Annotated in this window: 11 protein-coding genes; 5 read left to right on the top strand and 6 right to left on the bottom strand. The window is 73.1% G+C overall.

Annotation, left to right across the window (positions count from 1 at the left end; translation table 11 throughout):
* The first annotated feature begins 24 nt into the window (after positions 1–24).
* Positions 25–288 carry a hypothetical protein gene (locus HDA31_RS04230; RefSeq protein ID WP_178066217.1) on the top strand — a complete coding sequence of 88 codons (264 nt, stop codon included), beginning with the start codon at positions 25–27 and terminating at the stop codon, positions 286–288.
* A 149-nt stretch (positions 289–437) separates the two neighbouring features.
* Positions 438–803 (top strand): hypothetical protein, encoded by a 366-nt coding sequence (locus tag HDA31_RS04225; RefSeq protein WP_178066218.1) that lies wholly within the window; start codon positions 438–440, stop codon positions 801–803.
* A 162-nt stretch (positions 804–965) separates the two neighbouring features.
* Here the strand turns inward: HDA31_RS04225 and HDA31_RS04220 are convergent, their stop codons facing one another.
* Positions 966–2771: a glycoside hydrolase family 6 protein gene (locus HDA31_RS04220; protein ID WP_178066219.1), complete on the bottom strand. Its 1806-nt coding sequence runs from the start codon at positions 2769–2771 to the stop codon at positions 966–968.
* Between the two features lie 589 nt (positions 2772–3360).
* Between HDA31_RS04220 and HDA31_RS04215 the strand changes: the two genes are divergently transcribed.
* Together HDA31_RS04215 and HDA31_RS04210 are read left to right on the top strand one after the other, a co-directional pair.
* The gene (locus HDA31_RS04215) at positions 3361–4365 is read left to right on the top strand and encodes a hypothetical protein (RefSeq protein WP_178066220.1); all 1005 of its coding nucleotides are present in this window, start codon (positions 3361–3363) and stop codon (positions 4363–4365) included.
* Between the two features lies 1 nt (position 4366).
* Positions 4367–5092 (top strand): class F sortase, encoded by a 726-nt coding sequence (locus tag HDA31_RS04210; RefSeq protein ID WP_178066221.1) that lies wholly within the window; start codon positions 4367–4369, stop codon positions 5090–5092.
* A 72-nt stretch (positions 5093–5164) separates the two neighbouring features.
* On the opposite strand, the gene HDA31_RS04205 is transcribed toward HDA31_RS04210, so the two are convergent.
* On the bottom strand, positions 5165–10219 hold the full coding sequence (locus tag HDA31_RS04205; RefSeq protein WP_178066222.1) for an NAD-glutamate dehydrogenase: 5055 nt from the start codon (positions 10217–10219) through the stop codon (positions 5165–5167).
* Between the two features lie 322 nt (positions 10220–10541).
* Here HDA31_RS04205 and HDA31_RS04200 point away from each other — a divergent pair, with 322 nt between their 5' ends.
* Positions 10542–12521, top strand: a complete 1980-nt coding sequence (locus HDA31_RS04200; protein WP_178066223.1) for a penicillin-binding transpeptidase domain-containing protein — start codon at positions 10542–10544, stop codon at positions 12519–12521.
* Between the two features lie 207 nt (positions 12522–12728).
* Here the strand turns inward: HDA31_RS04200 and HDA31_RS04195 are convergent, their stop codons facing one another.
* The 4 genes from HDA31_RS04195 to HDA31_RS04180 form a co-directional block, all read right to left on the bottom strand.
* A complete protein-coding gene (locus tag HDA31_RS04195; protein WP_376701357.1) occupies positions 12729–14123 on the bottom strand; it encodes an arginase family protein in 1395 nt (464 codons plus the stop codon).
* Positions 14124–14188: 65 nt separating this feature from the next.
* Positions 14189–15103, bottom strand: coding sequence for a tetratricopeptide repeat protein (locus tag HDA31_RS04190; RefSeq protein WP_178066224.1), 915 nt, complete (start codon positions 15101–15103; stop codon positions 14189–14191).
* A gap of 142 nt (positions 15104–15245) precedes the next feature.
* Positions 15246–16934, bottom strand: coding sequence for a coenzyme B12-dependent isobutyryl-CoA mutase large subunit (icmA, locus tag HDA31_RS04185; RefSeq protein WP_178066225.1), 1689 nt, complete (start codon positions 16932–16934; stop codon positions 15246–15248).
* Positions 16935–17028: 94 nt separating this feature from the next.
* Entirely contained in the window at positions 17029–17442 is a 414-nt protein-coding gene (locus HDA31_RS04180) for an Asp23/Gls24 family envelope stress response protein (RefSeq protein ID WP_074477410.1), read from the bottom strand.
* Between the last annotated feature and the right edge of the window lie 65 nt (positions 17443–17507).

The following is a 17507-nucleotide window of genomic DNA, read 5'->3' as shown; positions in this document are numbered from 1 at the left end:
GAACGGCTGTAGGGGGACAGTGTCATGGAAGCGGTGCCCGGCATCGTCTATCTTCTCGGAATTCTCGTGGCCACCATCGTCGTCCGGTCGCGGGCCGGCGTCGGCCAGGGCCCGATAAAGATCCTCGGGTCCGACGGATTCGGGCTGGGCTGGTTTCTGACCGCCTTGTCCGCCAGCCTGTTCTGGCCGATCACCCTCGGGCTCTGGCTGGCCCGGGGCCGTCCGGAGCCCCGGGTGGTGTTCAACGAGAAGGCGGCGGAGCGTCGCCGCCGATCGGTTCACCCGTAGCGGGCGGCACGGACGATCCAGCCGCCACGGCTCAGGAGGTCGATTCCACGGCGCCGGACCGCAGGGTCCGGCGCCGTCGGCATGCCCTCCGCCCTTCGGGGTACGCCGGGGGGATCAGGCAGCACCTGGGCGCACAGGAGGGCAGCAGGATGACGGAGCGCGAGCCGAACGCGGGGCGACCGCTGGAGGAGACCCCCGAGGTGGCGGCGGCGGTGGACGACGAGAGCACGGTGCCGCAGCTGCGTACCGGCGGTGCGGACCGGGCCGACCCGTCCTTCGCCGGGCCGGGGGAGGTCGTCGAGGGGGCCGGTTCGACCGAGGACCTGCTCGGCGACCCGTACGGCGGGGGCACGGGCGCCGGCGGGGACACCATCCGCACCGGCGCGGAGCAGCCGTGGGACCCGGAGGACATGGTGCTGGCGCGGGGCCAGGACCCGACGCCGGAGAACGTCGAGCGGGCCCGCCGGGACCTGGCCGAGCAGGGCCGGGCGGCGGTGGAACGGACGGTGCCCTGACCCGCCCGGGGCCGGCCGGTCCGGGGCTGACGGACCAGGGGCGGGCCGGCCCGGAACAGGCGGGGGCCCCTGGCCCGACCGGTGGACGGTCGGACCAGGGGCCGGGGGAACCTGCCGGCGCGGTGCCTCACTCCCGCGGCGGCCGGTAGGCCTTCCGCCGGATCAGGAGAGCGGCGGGTAGGCGTTCTGCATCAGCTGGGTGAACTGCGCCGGGAACCAGGCACCCGAGATCGGGGCGCCCGACAGCGCGCCACTCATGTTGTTGCCGTTGCGGGCGTTACCGGTGTAGGTCGGGTCGCACATCCGGTCGAAGCCCTTGCCCTCGTTGTTCGGGATCTCGGTGCTGGAGCCGTCCGACTCACCCGGGGGCTTCACCCAGACGTAGGCGTCGATGCCCGGCTCCGGAGCGGCCTTGGGACGCTCGCCGAGGCCCGCGCCGGCCTGGTTGCACCAGTTGCCGGTGTGGAAGCGCCGGTCGACCCGACCGCCGTTGACGTAGGCGTCCACGCTGGTCATCGGGCCCGCGCCGGTGGGCCGGGCGGAGCCGCCCCAGCCGTTGCGGGAGGTGTCGATCAGCATGCCGATGTTGCTGCTGAAGCCCTTGGAGACCAGCTCGTTGCGGAACGCCTGGGCGAAGGAGAGCTCGTCGACGTAGTAGTTCCAGTCGACCCACTTGGACTGGCGTACGGTCTGGCCGTTCACGGTGTCGGTCACCTTGAAGTACGGCTCCTTGAGGGCCGAGTAGTTCGCGGTGTTGACGATGAAGCCGTGCACGTTGGCCGGGGTGCTGCCGGACGCGCCGGCGGCCTCACGCAGGATCGCGGCGCTCGGGCTGAAGTTGCTGTCCCAGCCCAGCCAGCCGTGGTGGCCGGCGTCGATGTAGTTGTAGACGTTGCCGATCGCGCCCAGCTTCGCCAGGGCGTAGCCCACGCCGTTGACGTACCCGCCGTTGGCCTTCATCGTGTCGCACGTCGCGGTGCCGCCCGGCTTGTCCGAGGTGTTGGTGATCAGGTTCGGCAGCGAGTCGATCTCGACGATGTTGATGATCCGCAGGCTGGCGTACTTCGAGTCGCCCTGGATCGCGGCGATCGGGTCGATGTACTCCGACTTGTAGCGGGGCAGCTCGTCCGGCTTCAGCTCGCCGTTGGAGGCGAGGGCGGAGCAGTCGCGGCCGGGCAGGTTGTAGATGACGAACTGGATGTAGTTCGCGCCCTGGGCGAGCGCGGCGTCCAGGTGGTCACGCACGCCCATGGCCCCGTTGGAGCTGCTGTCCGGGGTGCCGTTGATGGCGGCGATCCGGTCGATCCACACGGCGGTGGGGGTGTTGGACACCCGGTTGCCGCCCGCGACGGACTCGGCCTTGGCCTTCCACTCCGGGTTCACGTACCCCTTGGCGTTCAGGTACGGGTTGTCCACCTTCTGCCCCGGCGGAGTCGTCGGCGGAGGGGTGGTCGGCGGGGGCGTCGTCGGCGGAGGGGTGGTCGGCGGCGGCGTCGTCGGCGGAGGGGTGGTGGGCGGCGGCGTCGTGGGGTTGGTGGTGCCGCCGTTGCAGACCACGCCGTTCAGGGTGAACGAGGTGGGCTTCGGGTTGCTGCCGCTCCACGAGCCGTTGAAGCCGAGGGTCACGCTGCCACCGCTGGAGATCGAGCCGTTGTAGGCCTCGTTCGCGGCGGTGACGTTCTGCCCGCTCTGGCTCCACTTCGCCGACCAGCCCTGCACGACCTTCTGGCTGCTGTTCGGGAAGGTGAAGCCGAGGTTCCAGGACGAGACGGCGTCGCCGATGTTCTTGATGGTGACGCTGCCGGTGAAGCCGCCGGCCCAGTCGTTGGTGGTGTAGTCGACGCTGCACTGGGTCGCGGCCTGGGCCGCGGTGACCGGGATGGTCACCAGACCGCCGGCGACCAGCGCGCCCGCACCGGTCAGTGCGAGCGCCCGGCGGCGGCCGGACAGTCTCTTCCTCATACTCATGCCACTGATCTCCTTGGGCGAGACCGGACTCGCGGCCCGGCGGAACGGCGCGCGACATCGAACGGACGTCGACGGCGCCACGGGGGATTTCGGGGGTGCCCGACCCGGACGGGCAGTTTGGTGGTGGTGCGCGGCCGGCGCTTGCATGGCCGGCCGGGCGGCGGACGTCGTCCGGTGGAACCGGTGCCCTCGACATCTGCCTTGCGCGGTGTGGCTCCCCGTACCGCGTGAGGGAATTCTTGCATGGGAGCGCTTCCATGGCAATGGTTCGATGTCGGGCGACCCCGCCCACCGGGGACGAGCGCCCCGGTCGGGGCGGCTGAGCACCGAAGGTGTCGACCGGGACGCCGCACGCGGGCACCCCGCCCCACTCGAAAGAGTGCGGGAACGCCCGGCGGGTCGCAACCCCGTCGACCACCCCGAACAATCCGACACATGGCATCAATACCTCTAAAGCCTTCTTCACCTCATCGCCCGGCAAACTGTAAAACACGAATCTTTCCCCTGATAGCTCGCGAACGGGGCTAACGTCGTGGGTAGCTCGGCTGACGTCGGGCTCAGGACGAAGAGGGATGGAGTGACGCAGGTCATGGCAAACAAGATGCTCGGGAAGGTCGTTGCGGGAGCCGCGCTCGGCGGCGCGTCCCTGCTGGTGTTCACGCCGGGGATCGCGTTCGCGGACGGCCACTACGACGGCGAGACCCGCGACGGCAAGGTCTACGCCAAGCCGCACGTCGTCAAGCCCGGCGAGAAGGTCAAGATCCTGGAGATCTGCCCGGAGGCCCAGGAGCACGCCGCCGTCTGGTCCGAGGTGACCGGCAAGGTCAAGCTGCACCCGGCGGACGAGGACCGCGGGTACCAGGGCGAGGAAGAGGGCGCCTGGGCCGAGGAGAAGGCCGGCGACGAGAAGGCCGGCGAGGAGCACGGCGGGGCCAAGGAAGACGAGAAGGCCAAGGAGGACGAGAAGTCCAAGGCCAAGGAGGACGAAAAGACCAAGGGCGGCAAGGGCGGCGGCGCCGCCGACGACTCCGGCGAGTGGAGCGGCTACGAGCACGACCAGGAGGCCGAGAAGGGCTACGGGGACAAGTCCGAGAAGAAGGCCGAGAAGGACTGGTCGAGCGAGGACTCCGGCCACGGCGAGGACAAGAACTACGGCAAGGACTCCAGCCACGGCGAGGACAAGAGCTACGGCAAGGACTCCAGCCACGGCGAGGACAAGAGCTACGGCGAGGACTCCAGCTACGGCGAGGACAAGAGCTACGGCGAGGACTCCAGCTACGGCGGAGACAAGGGCTACGGCGAGGACTCCGGCTACGGCGAGGAGAAGTCCTGGGAGCACAAGAAGGACTTCGTCTACTACGGCGAGGCGGAGGTCGCCGAGGACGCCGCTCCGGGCCGCTACGAGCTGAAGGGCTCCTGCGGCGAGGGCGAGCTGGTCGTGCTCCCGCGCGGCCACGTCGAGGGCGGTGACGGCGGCGCGGCCGGCGGCACCGACCGTGGGCTCGCCACCACCGGGGCGAGCATGCTGGGCGCCGCGGCGCTCGGCGGCCTCGTGCTGATGCGGCGGCGTCGGGCCAATGGGTCCCTCGCCTGACGTGACGGCGACACCGGCCGGCGGCCGTCACGGGACACCGTGGCGCGCCGCCGGCGCGGCCGTCGTCGTCCTGCTCGCCATGGTGGGCGCCGGGATGGTCGGCGCCTCCATGCGCGCCGCGCCCACCCCCCGCCCGCCCCAGCCGGTCACCCAGGCCGGTCCCGACCGCGTCGGCGGGACCACGGACGACGGCGGGAACGTCGCCGGTCAGGGGCCCCTCGACGCCGGCCCGGGGGCGGCGGACGGGGAGCGGTCGGCGACCGGCCTGGCCCGGGCCACCCCGACCACCATCAGGATCCCCCGCATCGGCGTCGACGCCCCGATCATGACGCTCGGCACCAACCCGGACGGCACCGTCCAGGTCCCCCCGCTGGAGCAGGCGTTGAGCGCCGGGTGGTACTCCCCGGGCGCGAGCCCCGGCGAGATCGGCAACGCCGTCGTCGTGGGCCACGTCGACTCGGCGAAGGTCGGCGGCCCCGCCGTGTTCTACTCCCTCGGCGCGCTCCAGCCCGGCGACACCGTCGAGGTGGCCCGGGACGACGGCAGCCGCGTCACCTTCACCGTCGACGAGGTGCGGGCGTACCCGAAGGCCGCTTTCCCCACCGAGCTGGTCTACGGACCGAACGACCGGGCCGGCCTGCGGGTCGTCACCTGCGGCGGCCAGTTCGACCAGGCGGCGGGCAGCTACGTGGACAACGTCATCGTGTTCGCCACGATGACCGGCTGACCGGCCGGAGCGGGCAGGCGGGGCGCGGCCGGTCGGGCATCCGACCGGCCGCGCCCCGCACCGCGTCCGGCGTCAGGCCGCCGAGGTGCGCACCAGCGTGCGGATCTGGCGCAGCAGCACCGACAGCGCGGCGAGGTCCGCCCGCGACTCGTCGAACTCCCCCATCGCCCGCCGGGCCCGGTGGATCGACGTCGCGTTGGCCTGCTCCCACTGCTCCACCCGCTCCAGCGGCGGCAGCGAGTCCGGCGTGGAGCCGAGCACCTCCGCGGTGAGCGCGGCCAGCGCGGCGTACAGGTCGTAGCGCAGCGCCATCCGGGCCAGGGTCTGCCAGCGGTCCGCCCGGGGCAGTAGGGAGATCTTCGACAGCAGCGAGTCGACCCGGAACCGGTCGGAGAGCACGAAGTAGACCGAGGCCACCTCGCCGACGTCCCGCCCGCTCGTCGCCGTCGTCTCCACCACGTCCAGCAGGCCGAAGCTGTACATCAGCCTTGTCGCCTGCTCGGCCAGCCCGCGCGGCAGCCCCCGCGAGGTCATCGCGTCGATGTGGGCGGCGATGGCCTCCCGCTCGCTGCCGTAGAAGAGGTTCTCCAGGCCGGGCAGCAGCCGGGCCACCCCGTCGCGCAGCCGGGCGATCTCCGCCGGCACGTCCAGCGGCGAGCGCCGGTTGGTCACCAGCCAGCGCACCGCCCGGTCGAGCAGCCGCCGGGTGTCCAGGTAGACCGCCGTCTGCAACTCCGGGTCGACCTTGTTGTCCAGCGCCTCGACGGCGTCCCACAGCTCGCGCAGCCCGAACACCTCGCGGACCACCACGTACGCCCGGATCACGTCCGCCGCCGACGCCGCCGTCTCCTCGACCACCCGGAAGACGAACGTGATGCCGCCCCGGTTGATCGCCTCGTTCACCAGCACGGTGGTGACGATGTCGCGGCGCAGCCGGTGCTGACCCATCCGGTCGGCGAACCGCTCGCGCATGGGCGTCGGGAAGTAGTTGACCAGGACGTCGGTCGTCCACTCCTCGTCCGCGAGACCCTCGGCCAGGATCTCCCGCTCCAGCACGATCTTCGTGTACGCGAGCAGCACCGCGAACTCCGGCGCGGTCAGCCCGGTCTCGGTGCGGGCCGCCAGCTCCTCGTCCGGCGGCAGCGCCTCCAGCGCCCGGTTCAGCGCGCCCGAGCGCTCCAGCTCGTTGATCATCCGCCGGTGCACCGGGAGCAGCGAGGCGGCCTGCGCCTGCGAGTTGTTGATCGCGCGGGCCTGGTCGTAGTTGTCGCGCAGCACCAGCTCGGCGACCTCGTCGGTCATCCCGGACAGCAGCTCGTCGCGCTCCGGCACGGTCAGTTCCCCGTCGGCGACCGCCGTGTTGAGCAGGATCTTGATGTTCACCTCGTGGTCGGAGCAGTCCACCCCGGCCGCGTTGTCGATGAAGTCGGTGTAGATCCGCCCGCCCGCGAGGGCGTACTCGATCCGGCCGAGCTGGGTGCAGCCCAGGTTGCCGCCCTCACCGACCACCCGGCAGCGCAGGCTGCGGCCGTCGACCCGGATCGCGTCGTTGGACTTGTCGCCCACCTGCGCGTTGGTCTCCGCCGACCCCTTGACGTAGGTGCCGATGCCGCCGTTCCAGAACAGGTCCACCGGGGCCGTCAGGATCGCCTTCATCAGCTCCTGCGGCGAGAGCTGGTCGACGTCGTCGTCCAGCCCGAGCACCGCGCGGACCTGCGGCGACACCGGCACCGACTTCGCGGCGCGCGGGTACACCCCGCCGCCGGCGGAGATCAGCTTCTCGTCGTAGTCCTCCCACGACGACCGGGGCAGGTCGAACAGCCGCTTCCGCTCGGCGTACGAGGTGGCGGCGTCCGGGTCCGGGTCGAGGAAGATGTGCCGGTGGTCGAACGCGGCCACCAGCCGGATGTGCTCGCTGAGCAGCATCCCGTTGCCGAACACGTCGCCCGACATGTCGCCGACGCCGACCACCGTGAAGTCCCGGGTCTGGGTGTCGTGCCCCAGCTCCCGGAAGTGCCGCTTCACCGACTCCCAGGCGCCCCGGGCGGTGATGCCCATCTTCTTGTGGTCGTACCCGGCGGAGCCGCCCGAGGCGAACGCGTCGCCCAGCCAGAACTGGTGCCCCGCCGAGATCTCGTTGGCGATGTCGGAGAACGTGGCGGTGCCCTTGTCCGCCGCCACCACCAGGTACGGGTCGTCCGCGTCGTGCCGGACCACGTCCTCTGGCGGCACGATCTCACCGGCGACGATGTTGTCGGTGACGTCGAGCATCGCGCCGACGAACTCCTGGTAGCAGGCGACCGCCTCGTCCCGGTCCCCCGGCTTCTGCTTGAGCACGAAGCCGCCCTTCGCGCCCACCGGCACGATCACAGCGTTCTTCACCATCTGCGCCTTGACCAGGCCGAGCACCTCCGTGCGGAAGTCCTCCCGCCGGTCGGACCAGCGCAGCCCGCCCCGGGCCACCGGCCCGTAGCGCAGGTGCACGCCCTCGAACCGGGGCGAGTAGACGAAGATCTCGAACCGGGGGCGCGGGGCCGGCAGGTCCGGGATGGCCTGCGGGTCCAGCTTGAACGCCACGTACGGCTTCGGCCGGCCGCCGACCGGCTTGGCGTAGAAGCTGGTGCGCAGGGTGGCCTGGATCAGGGTGAGGTAGGAGCGCAGGATGCGGTCCTGGTCGAGGCTGGCCACGTCGTCCAGCGCCGCCTTGACCGCCGCCACCAGCTCGCCGCCGCGCTCGCGGCGCTGCTCGACGCTCGCCTCGCCGGGGGCGAACCGCACCTCGAACAGCTCCACCAGCAGCGCGGCGATCCTCGGGTACGCGATGAACGTCTGCTCCATGTAGTCCTGCGAGAAGACCGTCCCGGTCTGCCGCAGGTACTTCGCGTACGCCCGCAGCACCACCACCTGCCGCCAGGTGAGCCCGCCGCGCAGCACCAGCTCGTTGAAGCCGTCCACCTCGGCCTCGCCCCGCCACGCCGCCGCGAAGGCGTTCTCCACGTGCGGGCGCACCTCGGCCAGCTCCTGGTGACCCTCGGGCAGCCGCAGCCCGAAGTCGTACAGCCAGATCCGCCCGTCGACCCGCTCCACCTCGTACGGGTGCTCGTCGACCACCTTCACGCCGAGCGAGTGCAGCACCGGCAGCACCGCCGAGAGCATCATCGGCTCGCCGTAGCGGTAGACCTTGAACCGCACGTCCATCGTCTCGTCGACGTCGGCGTCCCGGGCGACGCCCGCGCGCGGCGCGAGCTGCTTGCGGAACAGGTGCATCTCCAGCTGGCCGGGCTCCTCCAGCAGCTCCAGCTTCGCCAGGTCCTTCATCGCCTCGTACGGCGTGTGCCCGTCCTTGTAGCCCTCCGGGAACGCGTCGGCGTACCGGCTGAACAGGTGCTTGGCCTGCTCGTCGCCGAGTTTGCGCTCCAGCACCAGGCGGTAGTCGTCGTCCCACAGCCGGGTCGCGTCGGCCAGCTCCTCGGCGAGCAGGTCCGCGTCGATGTCACCCGGCGGGCGGGTCGGGTCCGTCCGCACGATGAAGTGCACCCGGGCCAGCATCGACTCGGTGACTCGGGTGGTGTAGTCCACCCCGACGCCGTTCAGCTCCCGCAGCAGGATGTCCTGCATGCGCAGCCGGTTCTGCGTAGTGAACCGGTCCCGGGGCAGGTAGATCAGGCAGGAGATGAACCGCCCGTACGCGTCGCGGCGCAGGAACACCCGCAGCTGGCGGCGGCCCGCCATCCGCAGCACGCCGATCACCGCGTGGTAGAGGTCCTCGGTCTTGATCTGGAACAGCTCGTCGCGCGGGTAGGTCTCCAGGATCTGGAGCAGGTCCTTGCCGGAATGGCTGCGCTGGCTCAGGCCGGAGCGGTCCAGCACCTCGGCCACCTTCCGGCGCACCACCGGCAGCTCCCGCACGCTCGTGCGGTACGCCGCCGTGGAGAACAGGCCGAGGAACCGCCGCTCGCCGACCACCTGACCGGCGTCGTCGAAGACCTTGAAGCCGATGTAGTCGAGGTACGCCGACCGGTGCACGGTGGCCCGGGAGTTCGCCTTCGTGATGATCAGCAGGCGCTTCTCGGTCACCTTCTCGTGCGCCTCGGGCGTCATCGACGACAGCGCCCGCGCCTCCGGGGAGTCCGACCGCAGGATGCCCAGGCCCGTGCCGAGCACCGCCTCCAGCGCCGGCCCCTCGCCGTCGGGGGCGTCGACCAGCCGGTACTCCCGGTAGCCGAGGAAGGTGAAGTGGTCGTGGGCGAGCCAGCGCAGCAGCTCCACCGAGTCGGTGATGTCCTTCTCCGGCACCGGCGGGCGGCTGTCCGAGGTGCGCGCGGTGGCCAGCTCGTCGGCCAGGGCCAGGGCGCGCTGGCGCATCCGCGGCCAGTCCTCCACGGCCTCCCGCACGTCGGTGAGCACCCGCTGCAACTCGCGGCGCAGCTTCTCCCGCTCGGCGGCGTCGCGGACCGGGTCGACCTCGATCCGCATCCAGCTCTCGACGAGGTCCCCGTCGATGGAGTCGTCGGGCTCCACGTCGGCGGCGACCTCGACGAGGCGGCCCAGCGGCTCGCGGCGCACCACGACCAGCGGGTGCACCAGCAGGTGCACGTCGAGGTGGTGGGCGTTGAGCAGCGCGGTCACCGAGTCGACCAGGAACGGCATGTCGTCGGTGACGATCTCGATCACCGTGTGGTGCTGGTCGGCGTCCGGCTCGTGGATGCGCAGCTTCAGCTCGCCCGGCACCCGCTGGTGGGCGAGGTCCCGGTGGGCGCGGGCCGCGTCGAGCATCTCCTCGGCGGTGAACCCGATCAGCTCCTCGTCCGGGGCGAACCGCCAGAAGCGGCTGACCAGTGTCGCCGCGTCGTGGTCGTCCCCGGCCAGCGCGACGGCCTGGGCGACCAGGCGTTCGGCGTTCGGGACCGGCTCGTCGAGCTCGGCATCCTCGACGTCGTCGGCCAGCGCCTCCGCGGGCAGCCCGAGGTCGTAGAGGGTGTCGATGCTCGAACCGGTCATCCCGGTCGCGCCTGTGTCGAGTCGGCCGAAGCCGTCCCCGTCGGTTGCCGAATCGAAACTGTCGTCCCGGCCGGTGTCATCCTGCCGGAGGTCGGGTCCCGGTTTGATCGCCGGACGCCGGTCCATCGGTGCCACTCCCCTCGACCCACCGCGTTGTGGGTCACTCTGCCGCCCAGCCTAGGCCCTCCCGAAGAGCGCGCTTCGGTTGACCTTGGTAGGCCCTACCGATGAGTGCTTCGGTCGACCTTGGCCGGAACGTACGGTTCGGGACTCCGTCCTTTCACCCGTTGCAGATCCCTGGTAGGCCGGCTGGGGATTACCCCGCGCGGGATGTTCATGCACCTGCCCGGAACAGGTCTTCCCGCACGTGGCGCGCCCGGCGGGGCGGTGCGCGGGGAGCGGTCGTACTACCGTGACGGGCAGTCGGAGATCAGGAGGGACCGCCCGCATGCACCTGACGCGCCCGATCCGCCGCGGCAGCGCCGGCACCCGCAGCCGCGCCCGGCGGTCGCTCGCCGCGGTCGCGGCCACCGTGCTGGCCGCCGGCGCGTTGGTCGGCTGCTCGTCCGACGACGGCCCCGGACCGACCGTCGACGCCTTCCTGTCCGGTTGGGGCAAGGGCGACCTCCAGGCCGTCGGCTTCGTGACCCCGGCCGGGCTGAAGGTCCCCGCCGCCGACGTGACGCGCCAGCTCCGCGAGCTCTCCGGCGAGCTGGCCGACACCCCGCCGGCCCTGCGGCGCACCGGCGACCCGAAGGTCGACGCCAACACCGCCACCGCCGGGATCCGGGTGGCCTGGTCCCTGCCCGGGGGCACCCCCTGGGAATACGACCGGCAGGTGCGGCTCACCACCGGCGGCGACGGGCAGTGGCGGGTCATCTGGGAGCCCCAGATAGTGCACGAGCAGCTCACCGACGGCGACCGGATCGCGGTGCGCCGCGACGCCGCGCCCCGGGCCGGGGTGCTCGACGGCGCGGGCGAGCCGATCGTCACGCCCCGGCCCGTGGTCCGCGTCGGGCTGCAACCGAGCGAGGTGACCGACGTGAAGTCGGTGTCGCGGCAGCTCGACGCCGCGTTCCGGGCGGTCCGGCCGGCCATCACCCCGCCGGTCGACCTCGCCGACCTGCCCAAGCGGCTCGCCGACGCCGACCCGGGCGCGTTCGTCGAGGTGGTGACGCTGCGCGAAGAGGCGTACCGGCAGATCCGGTCCCGCATCTACGACCTGCCCGGCACCAAGTTCCGGGCCGAGAAGCTCGACCTGGCCCCGACCCGCGAGTTCGCCCGCGCGCTGCTCGGCTCGGTCGACCAGGCCCAGGCCGACGACCTGGCCGCCCACCCCGACCGCTACCGGCAGGGCGACCTCGTCGGCCACGGCGGCCTCCAGGGTCGGCACGACGAGCGGCTGCGCGGCGCCCCGGGGCTCACCGTGATCAGCGAGCGGGCCGGGCCGGACGGCACCGTCGCGCCGACCGGCACGGAGCTGTTCCGGCAGGAGCCGAAGCCCGGCCAGCCGGTGCGGACCACCCTCGACGTGGCCACCCAGAACGCCGCCGACGCGGCCCTGCGCGGCGAGAAGCGCCGGGCCGCGCTGGTGGCGGTGCGGGTCGGCGACGGTGCGGTGCTGGCCGCGGCGAACGGCCCCGGGGCCGCCGGCGAGAACCTCGCGTTCACCGCCCAGGTGCCGCCCGGCTCGACGTTCAAGATGGTCAGCGCCCTCGGCCTGCTCGACCGGGGGGCGGTCACCCTGGACGGCCCGGCCGCCTGCCCGAAGACGTTCACGGTGGACGGTCGCTCGTTCAAGAACTCCGACAACTTCGCCCTCGGCACGGTGCCGTTCCGCACCGACTTCGCGAAGTCCTGCAACACGGCGTTCGCCGCGCTCGCCCCGAAGCTCGGGCCCGACGGCCTCGCCGCGACCGGCCGGGCACTGGGCCTGGAGACCGAGTGGGACCTCGGCCTGGACGCGTTCACCGGCAAGGTCTCCGCCGGCGGCTCACCGGCCGAGCAGGCCGCCGCCGCGTTCGGGCAGGGCACCACCCTGGTCAGCCCGCTGGCCATGGCCGCCGCCACCGCCGCCGTCGCCCGGGGCCGCTGGGAGCAGCCGAAGCTGGTCGTCGACCCGGCCCCGGCCAAGGCCGCGCCCGCCGGGCCGCAGCTCAAGCCGGAGTCGGTCGAGCCGCTGCGCACGATGATGCGCGAGGTGGTCACCGCCGGCACCGCCACCGCCCTCAAGGACGCTCCCGGCGGCCCCGTGCACGGCAAGACCGGCACCGCCGAATACGACGACGACCCGGCGCACACCCACGCCTGGTTCGTCGGCTGGCAGGGCGACGTCGCGTTCGCGGTGTTCGTGGAGCGGGGCGGGTCGAGCGGGTCGAGCGCGGTCCCGATCGCCGAGCGCTTCCTGCGCGCCCTGGCCGCCTCCTGACGCCCCGGCCTGGGCCGCGCCGCGCGGGCCGCGCACCGGGCCGGGCCGCCATGTCGGCGACATAGCGGTATCCGGGGCGGCGGGATGCCCCCATGTCGCCGACATGGCAGCACGCCCGAGCCCCACGCGCCCCCGCCCGAGCCCCGCGACGGCCCACGACGAGACCGGCGGCGGCACCGGCGGGCGGTGGGGAGCAGCGGCCCTCGGTCAGGCGATGCCGGCCGCCGGCCGGGGCGGGGCACCGTCCTCGGAGGGCGGCGGGGCGTCGCCCGGGGCCGCCCCGGTGACCCGGCGCAGCAGGCCCGGCCCGGCCGAGGCCGGCGGCCCGACGGGCTCCAGCAGCGGGGCGGTCCCCGTCGGGCCGGGTGGATAGCCCGCGACGAGGCCGGCATCGTCGACCCGCCCAGCCGGTCCCACCGGCCCGCCCCCGGTCCTGTCCGGCCCGGCCGGCGGGTCGGTCGGCGCACCGGCTGCGGCCGGCGGCGCACCGGCTGCGGCCGACAGGTCGGCGGCCAGCGGGTCGACGGCAGCGGCCAGCGGGTCGGCGGCCGGGCCGTCCGGGCCGGCGGGCGCCAGCCGCTCCGGGGCCGGGAACGGGCGGGACCCGGGAGGCAGGCGGGGTTCCGGGGCCGCCGGGACCAGACGGGTCTCCGGGGCCGCCGGCAGCAGGCGGGGCGGCACCGCGCTCGGGGCGGTCACCGGGGCGAGCCCGGCCACCACCGTGTTGACGATCTCGGCGGCGTACGCGCCGTCGACGTCGTAGTCGGGGTCGAAGACGGTCAGCTCCACCCCGAGGCAGTGCGGGGTGTCGACCAGGCCGGCGAGCAGGATCTCCAGCTCGGCGAAGGCGATCCCGCCCGCGTCCGGTGCGTCGACCGCCGGCATCACCGCCGGGTCGAGCACGTCGACGTCGACGTGCACCCAGTAGCCGGCGCAGTCGGCCAGCTCCTCGTGGGCCCACTGGGCGGTGCGGGCCGCGCCCTCGGCGCGCAGCGCCGGCACCGGCCGGGTGGTGATGCCGGCGGCCTGGAGGTCGAGGCGGTACTCGTCCTGGGCGCGGATGCCGAGGACCACCACGTCGATGTCGCGGAAGTAGGGTCGCCGCCCCTCGATCGCGGCCAGGTCGGCCTGCCCCCGCCCGGTGACCAGCGCCAGGTCCTCCCCGGCCGCCGCGCCGACGTACGAGGCGTTGCCGGGGTGCCGGAAGTCGGAGTGGCCGTCGACGAAGACGAGCCCGATCCGCCCGCCGACCGCCTCGCCGAGGCGGTGCATGGCCAGCGCCGAGCCGAGCAGGATCGAGCAGTCCCCGCCGAGGACGAGCGGGAACTCCCCCCGGTCGATGATCGCCCCGATCCGGTCGGCCAGCGCCGCCGAGTACGCGGCGATCTCCGGGGCGTGGCAGACGCCGTCGCCGGGGCGCCAGTCGCCCGGGTCGTACCGGGGCGGGGTGAGGCAGCCGGCGTCGCGCGCGCGCAGCCGGGCGAGCAGGCCCTGGTCGCGCAGCGCTCCCGGTGCCTTGGCGCAGCCGGGGACGGCGGTGGGGGTGGGCGGGCGCAGCCCGAGGTTGGACGGCGCGTCGAGGACGGCGATCCGGCGCATCATGGGCTCCCGTCCTCGTGGGTCGGGCGGGCCGGCGAACGCCGGCCCGCGCTGGCGTACGGCGGAACTCAGAACAGGGCGCTGGCCAGGGCCCGGCGGGCGGAGGCGACGGCGGGGTCGTCCGGGCCGGCGACGGTGAACAGGGCGATCAGGTGCTGGCGCGCCTTGTCCCGGTCGTCGCCGGAGGTGCGGCGCACCAGGTCGACCAGGCGGGCGTACGCCTGCTCGGCCATGCCGCTGAGCACCTCGATGTCGGCGGCGAGCAAGTGGGCGGGCACGTCGCCGGGGTTGGCCTCGGCGGCGGCGAGCGCCGCGCGCGGGTCGGCGCCGGCGACCCGGCGGGCCAGCCCGACCTGGGCCAGGCCGGCCTCGGCCGCGGCGTCCGCCGGCGACTCGGCGAGGATCTTCCGGTACGCCTCCTCGGCCGCGTCCAGGTCGCCGCTCATCAGGGCGTCGTCGGCCTCGTCGAGGCGGGGGTCGCCCGGTGCGGCGACGTCGACGCCGCCGGCCTTGAGCACCGCGCCGATCCACTGCCGCAGCTGGGCCTCGGGGACCGCACCCGAGAACGCGTCGACGGGCCGGCCGCCGACCACCGCGTAGACCGTCGGGACCCCCTGCACCTGGAACATCTGAGCGATCCGCGGGTTTTCCTGGACGTCGATGCGGGCCAGCGCCCACGCGCCGCCGCCCTCGGCGGCCAGCCGCTCCAGCAGCGGGGCGAACTGGTCGCTCTCCGGGTAGCCGGCCGCGCCGAAGAAGACGACGACGGGCATCGTGGTGGACCGTTCGAGCACCTCGGCCTGGAGGTTGGCCTCTGTCACGTCGATCACGGAGCCGCCGCCGGCGGCGGCCGGCAGCCCGGAGGACGGACCGGCCTGGGCCGGTGTGCTGGGGCGGGTGGCGGGCGGTGCGGTGTTGCGCAGTCCGCTGAGGTCGACCGCGCCGCGGGTGAAGATCGACGAGGTGATCCGTGGGTCGCTCATGGTTATCTAGTCTCGCACGTGTCCCGCCGAACTCAGATCAACCGCGACGGCGACAGTTGCGACTCTCACCCCCGCCCCGGCCTGCAAGGAAGGGTCCCTTCCTATCGCTTTTCGGATAGGAAGGGACCCTTCCTTGCACCTGTCAGAAGCGGGCCGGCTCGCGGTAGGTGCCCCACTCGGCGCGCAGCGCGTCGCAGATCTCGCCGAGGGTCGCCTCGGCGCGGACGGCGTCGAGCATGGCCGGGATCATGTTGTCGCCGGTGCGGCCGACCTCGACCATCCGGGTCACCGCCGCGCGTACCGCCGTGTCGTCGCGGGCCGCCTTGCGCTCGGCGAGCACCCGGCGCTGCTCCACCTCGACCTCGTGCGAGATGCGCAGGATCTCCAGGTCCTTGGCGATGGTGCCGGTGTGGCAGTTGACGCCGACGATGCGCTTGTCGCCCTTTTCGAGGGCCTGCTGGTAGACGAAGGCGGACTCGGCGATGTGCCCGGTGAACCAGCCGTCCTCGATGCCGCGCAGGATGCCGGAGGTCATCGGACCGATCCGGTGCGGCCCGTCCCCGCCAAGCTGCCGGATGCGGGCGAAGATCTCCTCCGCCTCGGCCTCGATCTTGTCGGTCAGCGCCTCGACGTACCAGGAGCCGCCGAGCGGATCCGCCACGTTGACCACGCCGGTCTCCTCCATCAGCACCTGCTGCGTGCGCAGGGCGATCTCGGCGGACTCGTCGGTGGGCAGCGCGAGGGTCTCGTCGAGGGCGTTGGTGTGCAGCGAGTTCGTCCCGCCGAGCACGGCGGCGAGCGCCTCGACGGCGGTGCGTACGACGTTGTTGACCGGCTGCTGGGCGGTCAGCGACACCCCGGCGGTCTGGGTGTGGAACCGCAGCCACTGCGCCTTCTCGCTGGTCGCGCCGTAGACGTCGCGCAGCCAGCGGGCCCAGATCCGGCGGGCGGCCCGGAACTTCGCGATCTCCTCGAAGAAGTCCACGTGCGAGTCGAAGAAGAAGCTGAGCCCGGGGGCGAAGACGTTCACGTCCAGCCCGCGCGACAGCCCCAGCTCGACGTAGCCGAAGCCGTCGGCGAGGGTGTACGCCAGCTCCTGCGCGGCGGTCGCGCCGGCCTCCCGGATGTGGTAGCCGGAGACGGAGAGCGGCTTGTACCGGGGGATCTCGCGCGCGCAGTATTCCATCAGGTCGCCGATGAGGCGCAGGTGCGGCTCGGGGTCGAAGAGCCACTCCTTCTGCGCGATGTACTCCTTGAAGATGTCCGTCTGGAGGGTGCCGTCCAGGGTGGACACGTCGGCGCCCTGCCGCTCGGCGGCGACCAGGTACATGCAGAACACCGGCACCGCCGGCCCGGAGATGGTCATCGAGGTGGTGACGCCGGCGAGGTCGATGCCGTCGAAGAGCGTCTCCATGTCGGCGGCGGAGTCGACCGCCACCCCGCAGTGCCCCACCTCGCCGAGGGCCTGCGGGTCGTCGGAGTCGCGGCCCATCAGCGTCGGCATGTCGAACGCGACGGAGAGGCCGCCGCCGCCCGCGCCGAGGATCATCTTGTAGCGCTCGTTGGTCTGCCGGGCGTTGCCGAAGCCGGCGAACTGCCGGATCGTCCAGGTCCGCCCCCGGTAGCCGGTGGGATACAACCCCCGGGTGTACGGGAACTCCCCCGGCCAGCCGATCCGCTCGAAGCCGGGGTGGGCGACGCCCTCGGGCGGCCCGTAGACCGGGTCGACGGGCATCCCGGAGAGCGTGGTGAAGTCGGCGTCCCGCTTCCGCGCGGCGTCGTAGCGGGCCTGCCAGCGCGCCCGTCCGGCGGCGATCTCGTCGGCGTCCATGCGCAGGGCTCCTCCTCGAGTCCTCGTCAGAGGACCGAGTGTAGCCCCCGGCCTGAACGATCGCTAAGGAGTCGTGTACCGGCAGGTAACCCGGTCAGGCCGGCGCGGCGGCGGGGTCGCCGAGCGCCACGTCGTCCACCCGGATGTTGATCTCGTCGACCCGCAGCCCGTACGCCTCGACGGCCCGGGTCACCGCCGCCCGCACCCCGTCGGTCACCTCCGGCACCGGCCGGCCGGCGTCGAGCACGACGACCAGGTTGACCACGGCCGCGCCGTTCGTGACGTGCGCCGAGCAGCCGCGCCGGGCATCGCCGACCTGGTCCAGCCCGACTCGGTCGAAGACGGCGTTGAAGAACCGGGCCACGTCGCCACCGAGGTCGGCCACCCCGGGGACGGACCGCGCGGCGGCCACCGCGATCTTCTCCACCACCTCGTCGGAGACGTGGGTGGTCCCGCCCGCCACCGCGTCCGGCGTCACCGACAGCTCCTGCGTCGCCTCGTCAGCCATGACCTCTCCCCCAACACGCGCGCACCGCCCCACGCCGACCGTGGGGCGGTGCGAGCGTACTCGTT

The organism is Micromonospora carbonacea (assembly GCF_014205165.1).
Taxonomy (GTDB): domain Bacteria; phylum Actinomycetota; class Actinomycetes; order Mycobacteriales; family Micromonosporaceae; genus Micromonospora; species Micromonospora carbonacea.
This window is presented reverse-complemented; position numbering and strand designations above follow the sequence as displayed.

Coding starts and splice junctions, on each gene's coding strand:
- HDA31_RS04230 (WP_178066217.1), top strand. CDS start 25: ATGGAAGCGGTGCCCGGCATCGTCTATCTTCTCGGAATTCTCGTGGCC.
- HDA31_RS04225 (WP_178066218.1), top strand. CDS start 438: ATGACGGAGCGCGAGCCGAACGCGGGGCGACCGCTGGAGGAGACCCCC.
- HDA31_RS04220 (WP_178066219.1), bottom strand. CDS start 2,771: ATGAGTATGAGGAAGAGACTGTCCGGCCGCCGCCGGGCGCTCGCACTG.
- HDA31_RS04215 (WP_178066220.1), top strand. CDS start 3,361: ATGGCAAACAAGATGCTCGGGAAGGTCGTTGCGGGAGCCGCGCTCGGC.
- HDA31_RS04205 (WP_178066222.1), bottom strand. CDS start 10,219: ATGGACCGGCGTCCGGCGATCAAACCGGGACCCGACCTCCGGCAGGAT.
- HDA31_RS04200 (WP_178066223.1), top strand. CDS start 10,542: ATGCACCTGACGCGCCCGATCCGCCGCGGCAGCGCCGGCACCCGCAGC.
- HDA31_RS04195 (WP_376701357.1), bottom strand. CDS start 14,123: ATGATGCGCCGGATCGCCGTCCTCGACGCGCCGTCCAACCTCGGGCTG.
- HDA31_RS04190 (WP_178066224.1), bottom strand. CDS start 15,103: ATGAGCGACCCACGGATCACCTCGTCGATCTTCACCCGCGGCGCGGTC.
- icmA (WP_178066225.1), bottom strand. CDS start 16,934: ATGGACGCCGACGAGATCGCCGCCGGACGGGCGCGCTGGCAGGCCCGC.
- HDA31_RS04180 (WP_074477410.1), bottom strand. CDS start 17,442: ATGGCTGACGAGGCGACGCAGGAGCTGTCGGTGACGCCGGACGCGGTG.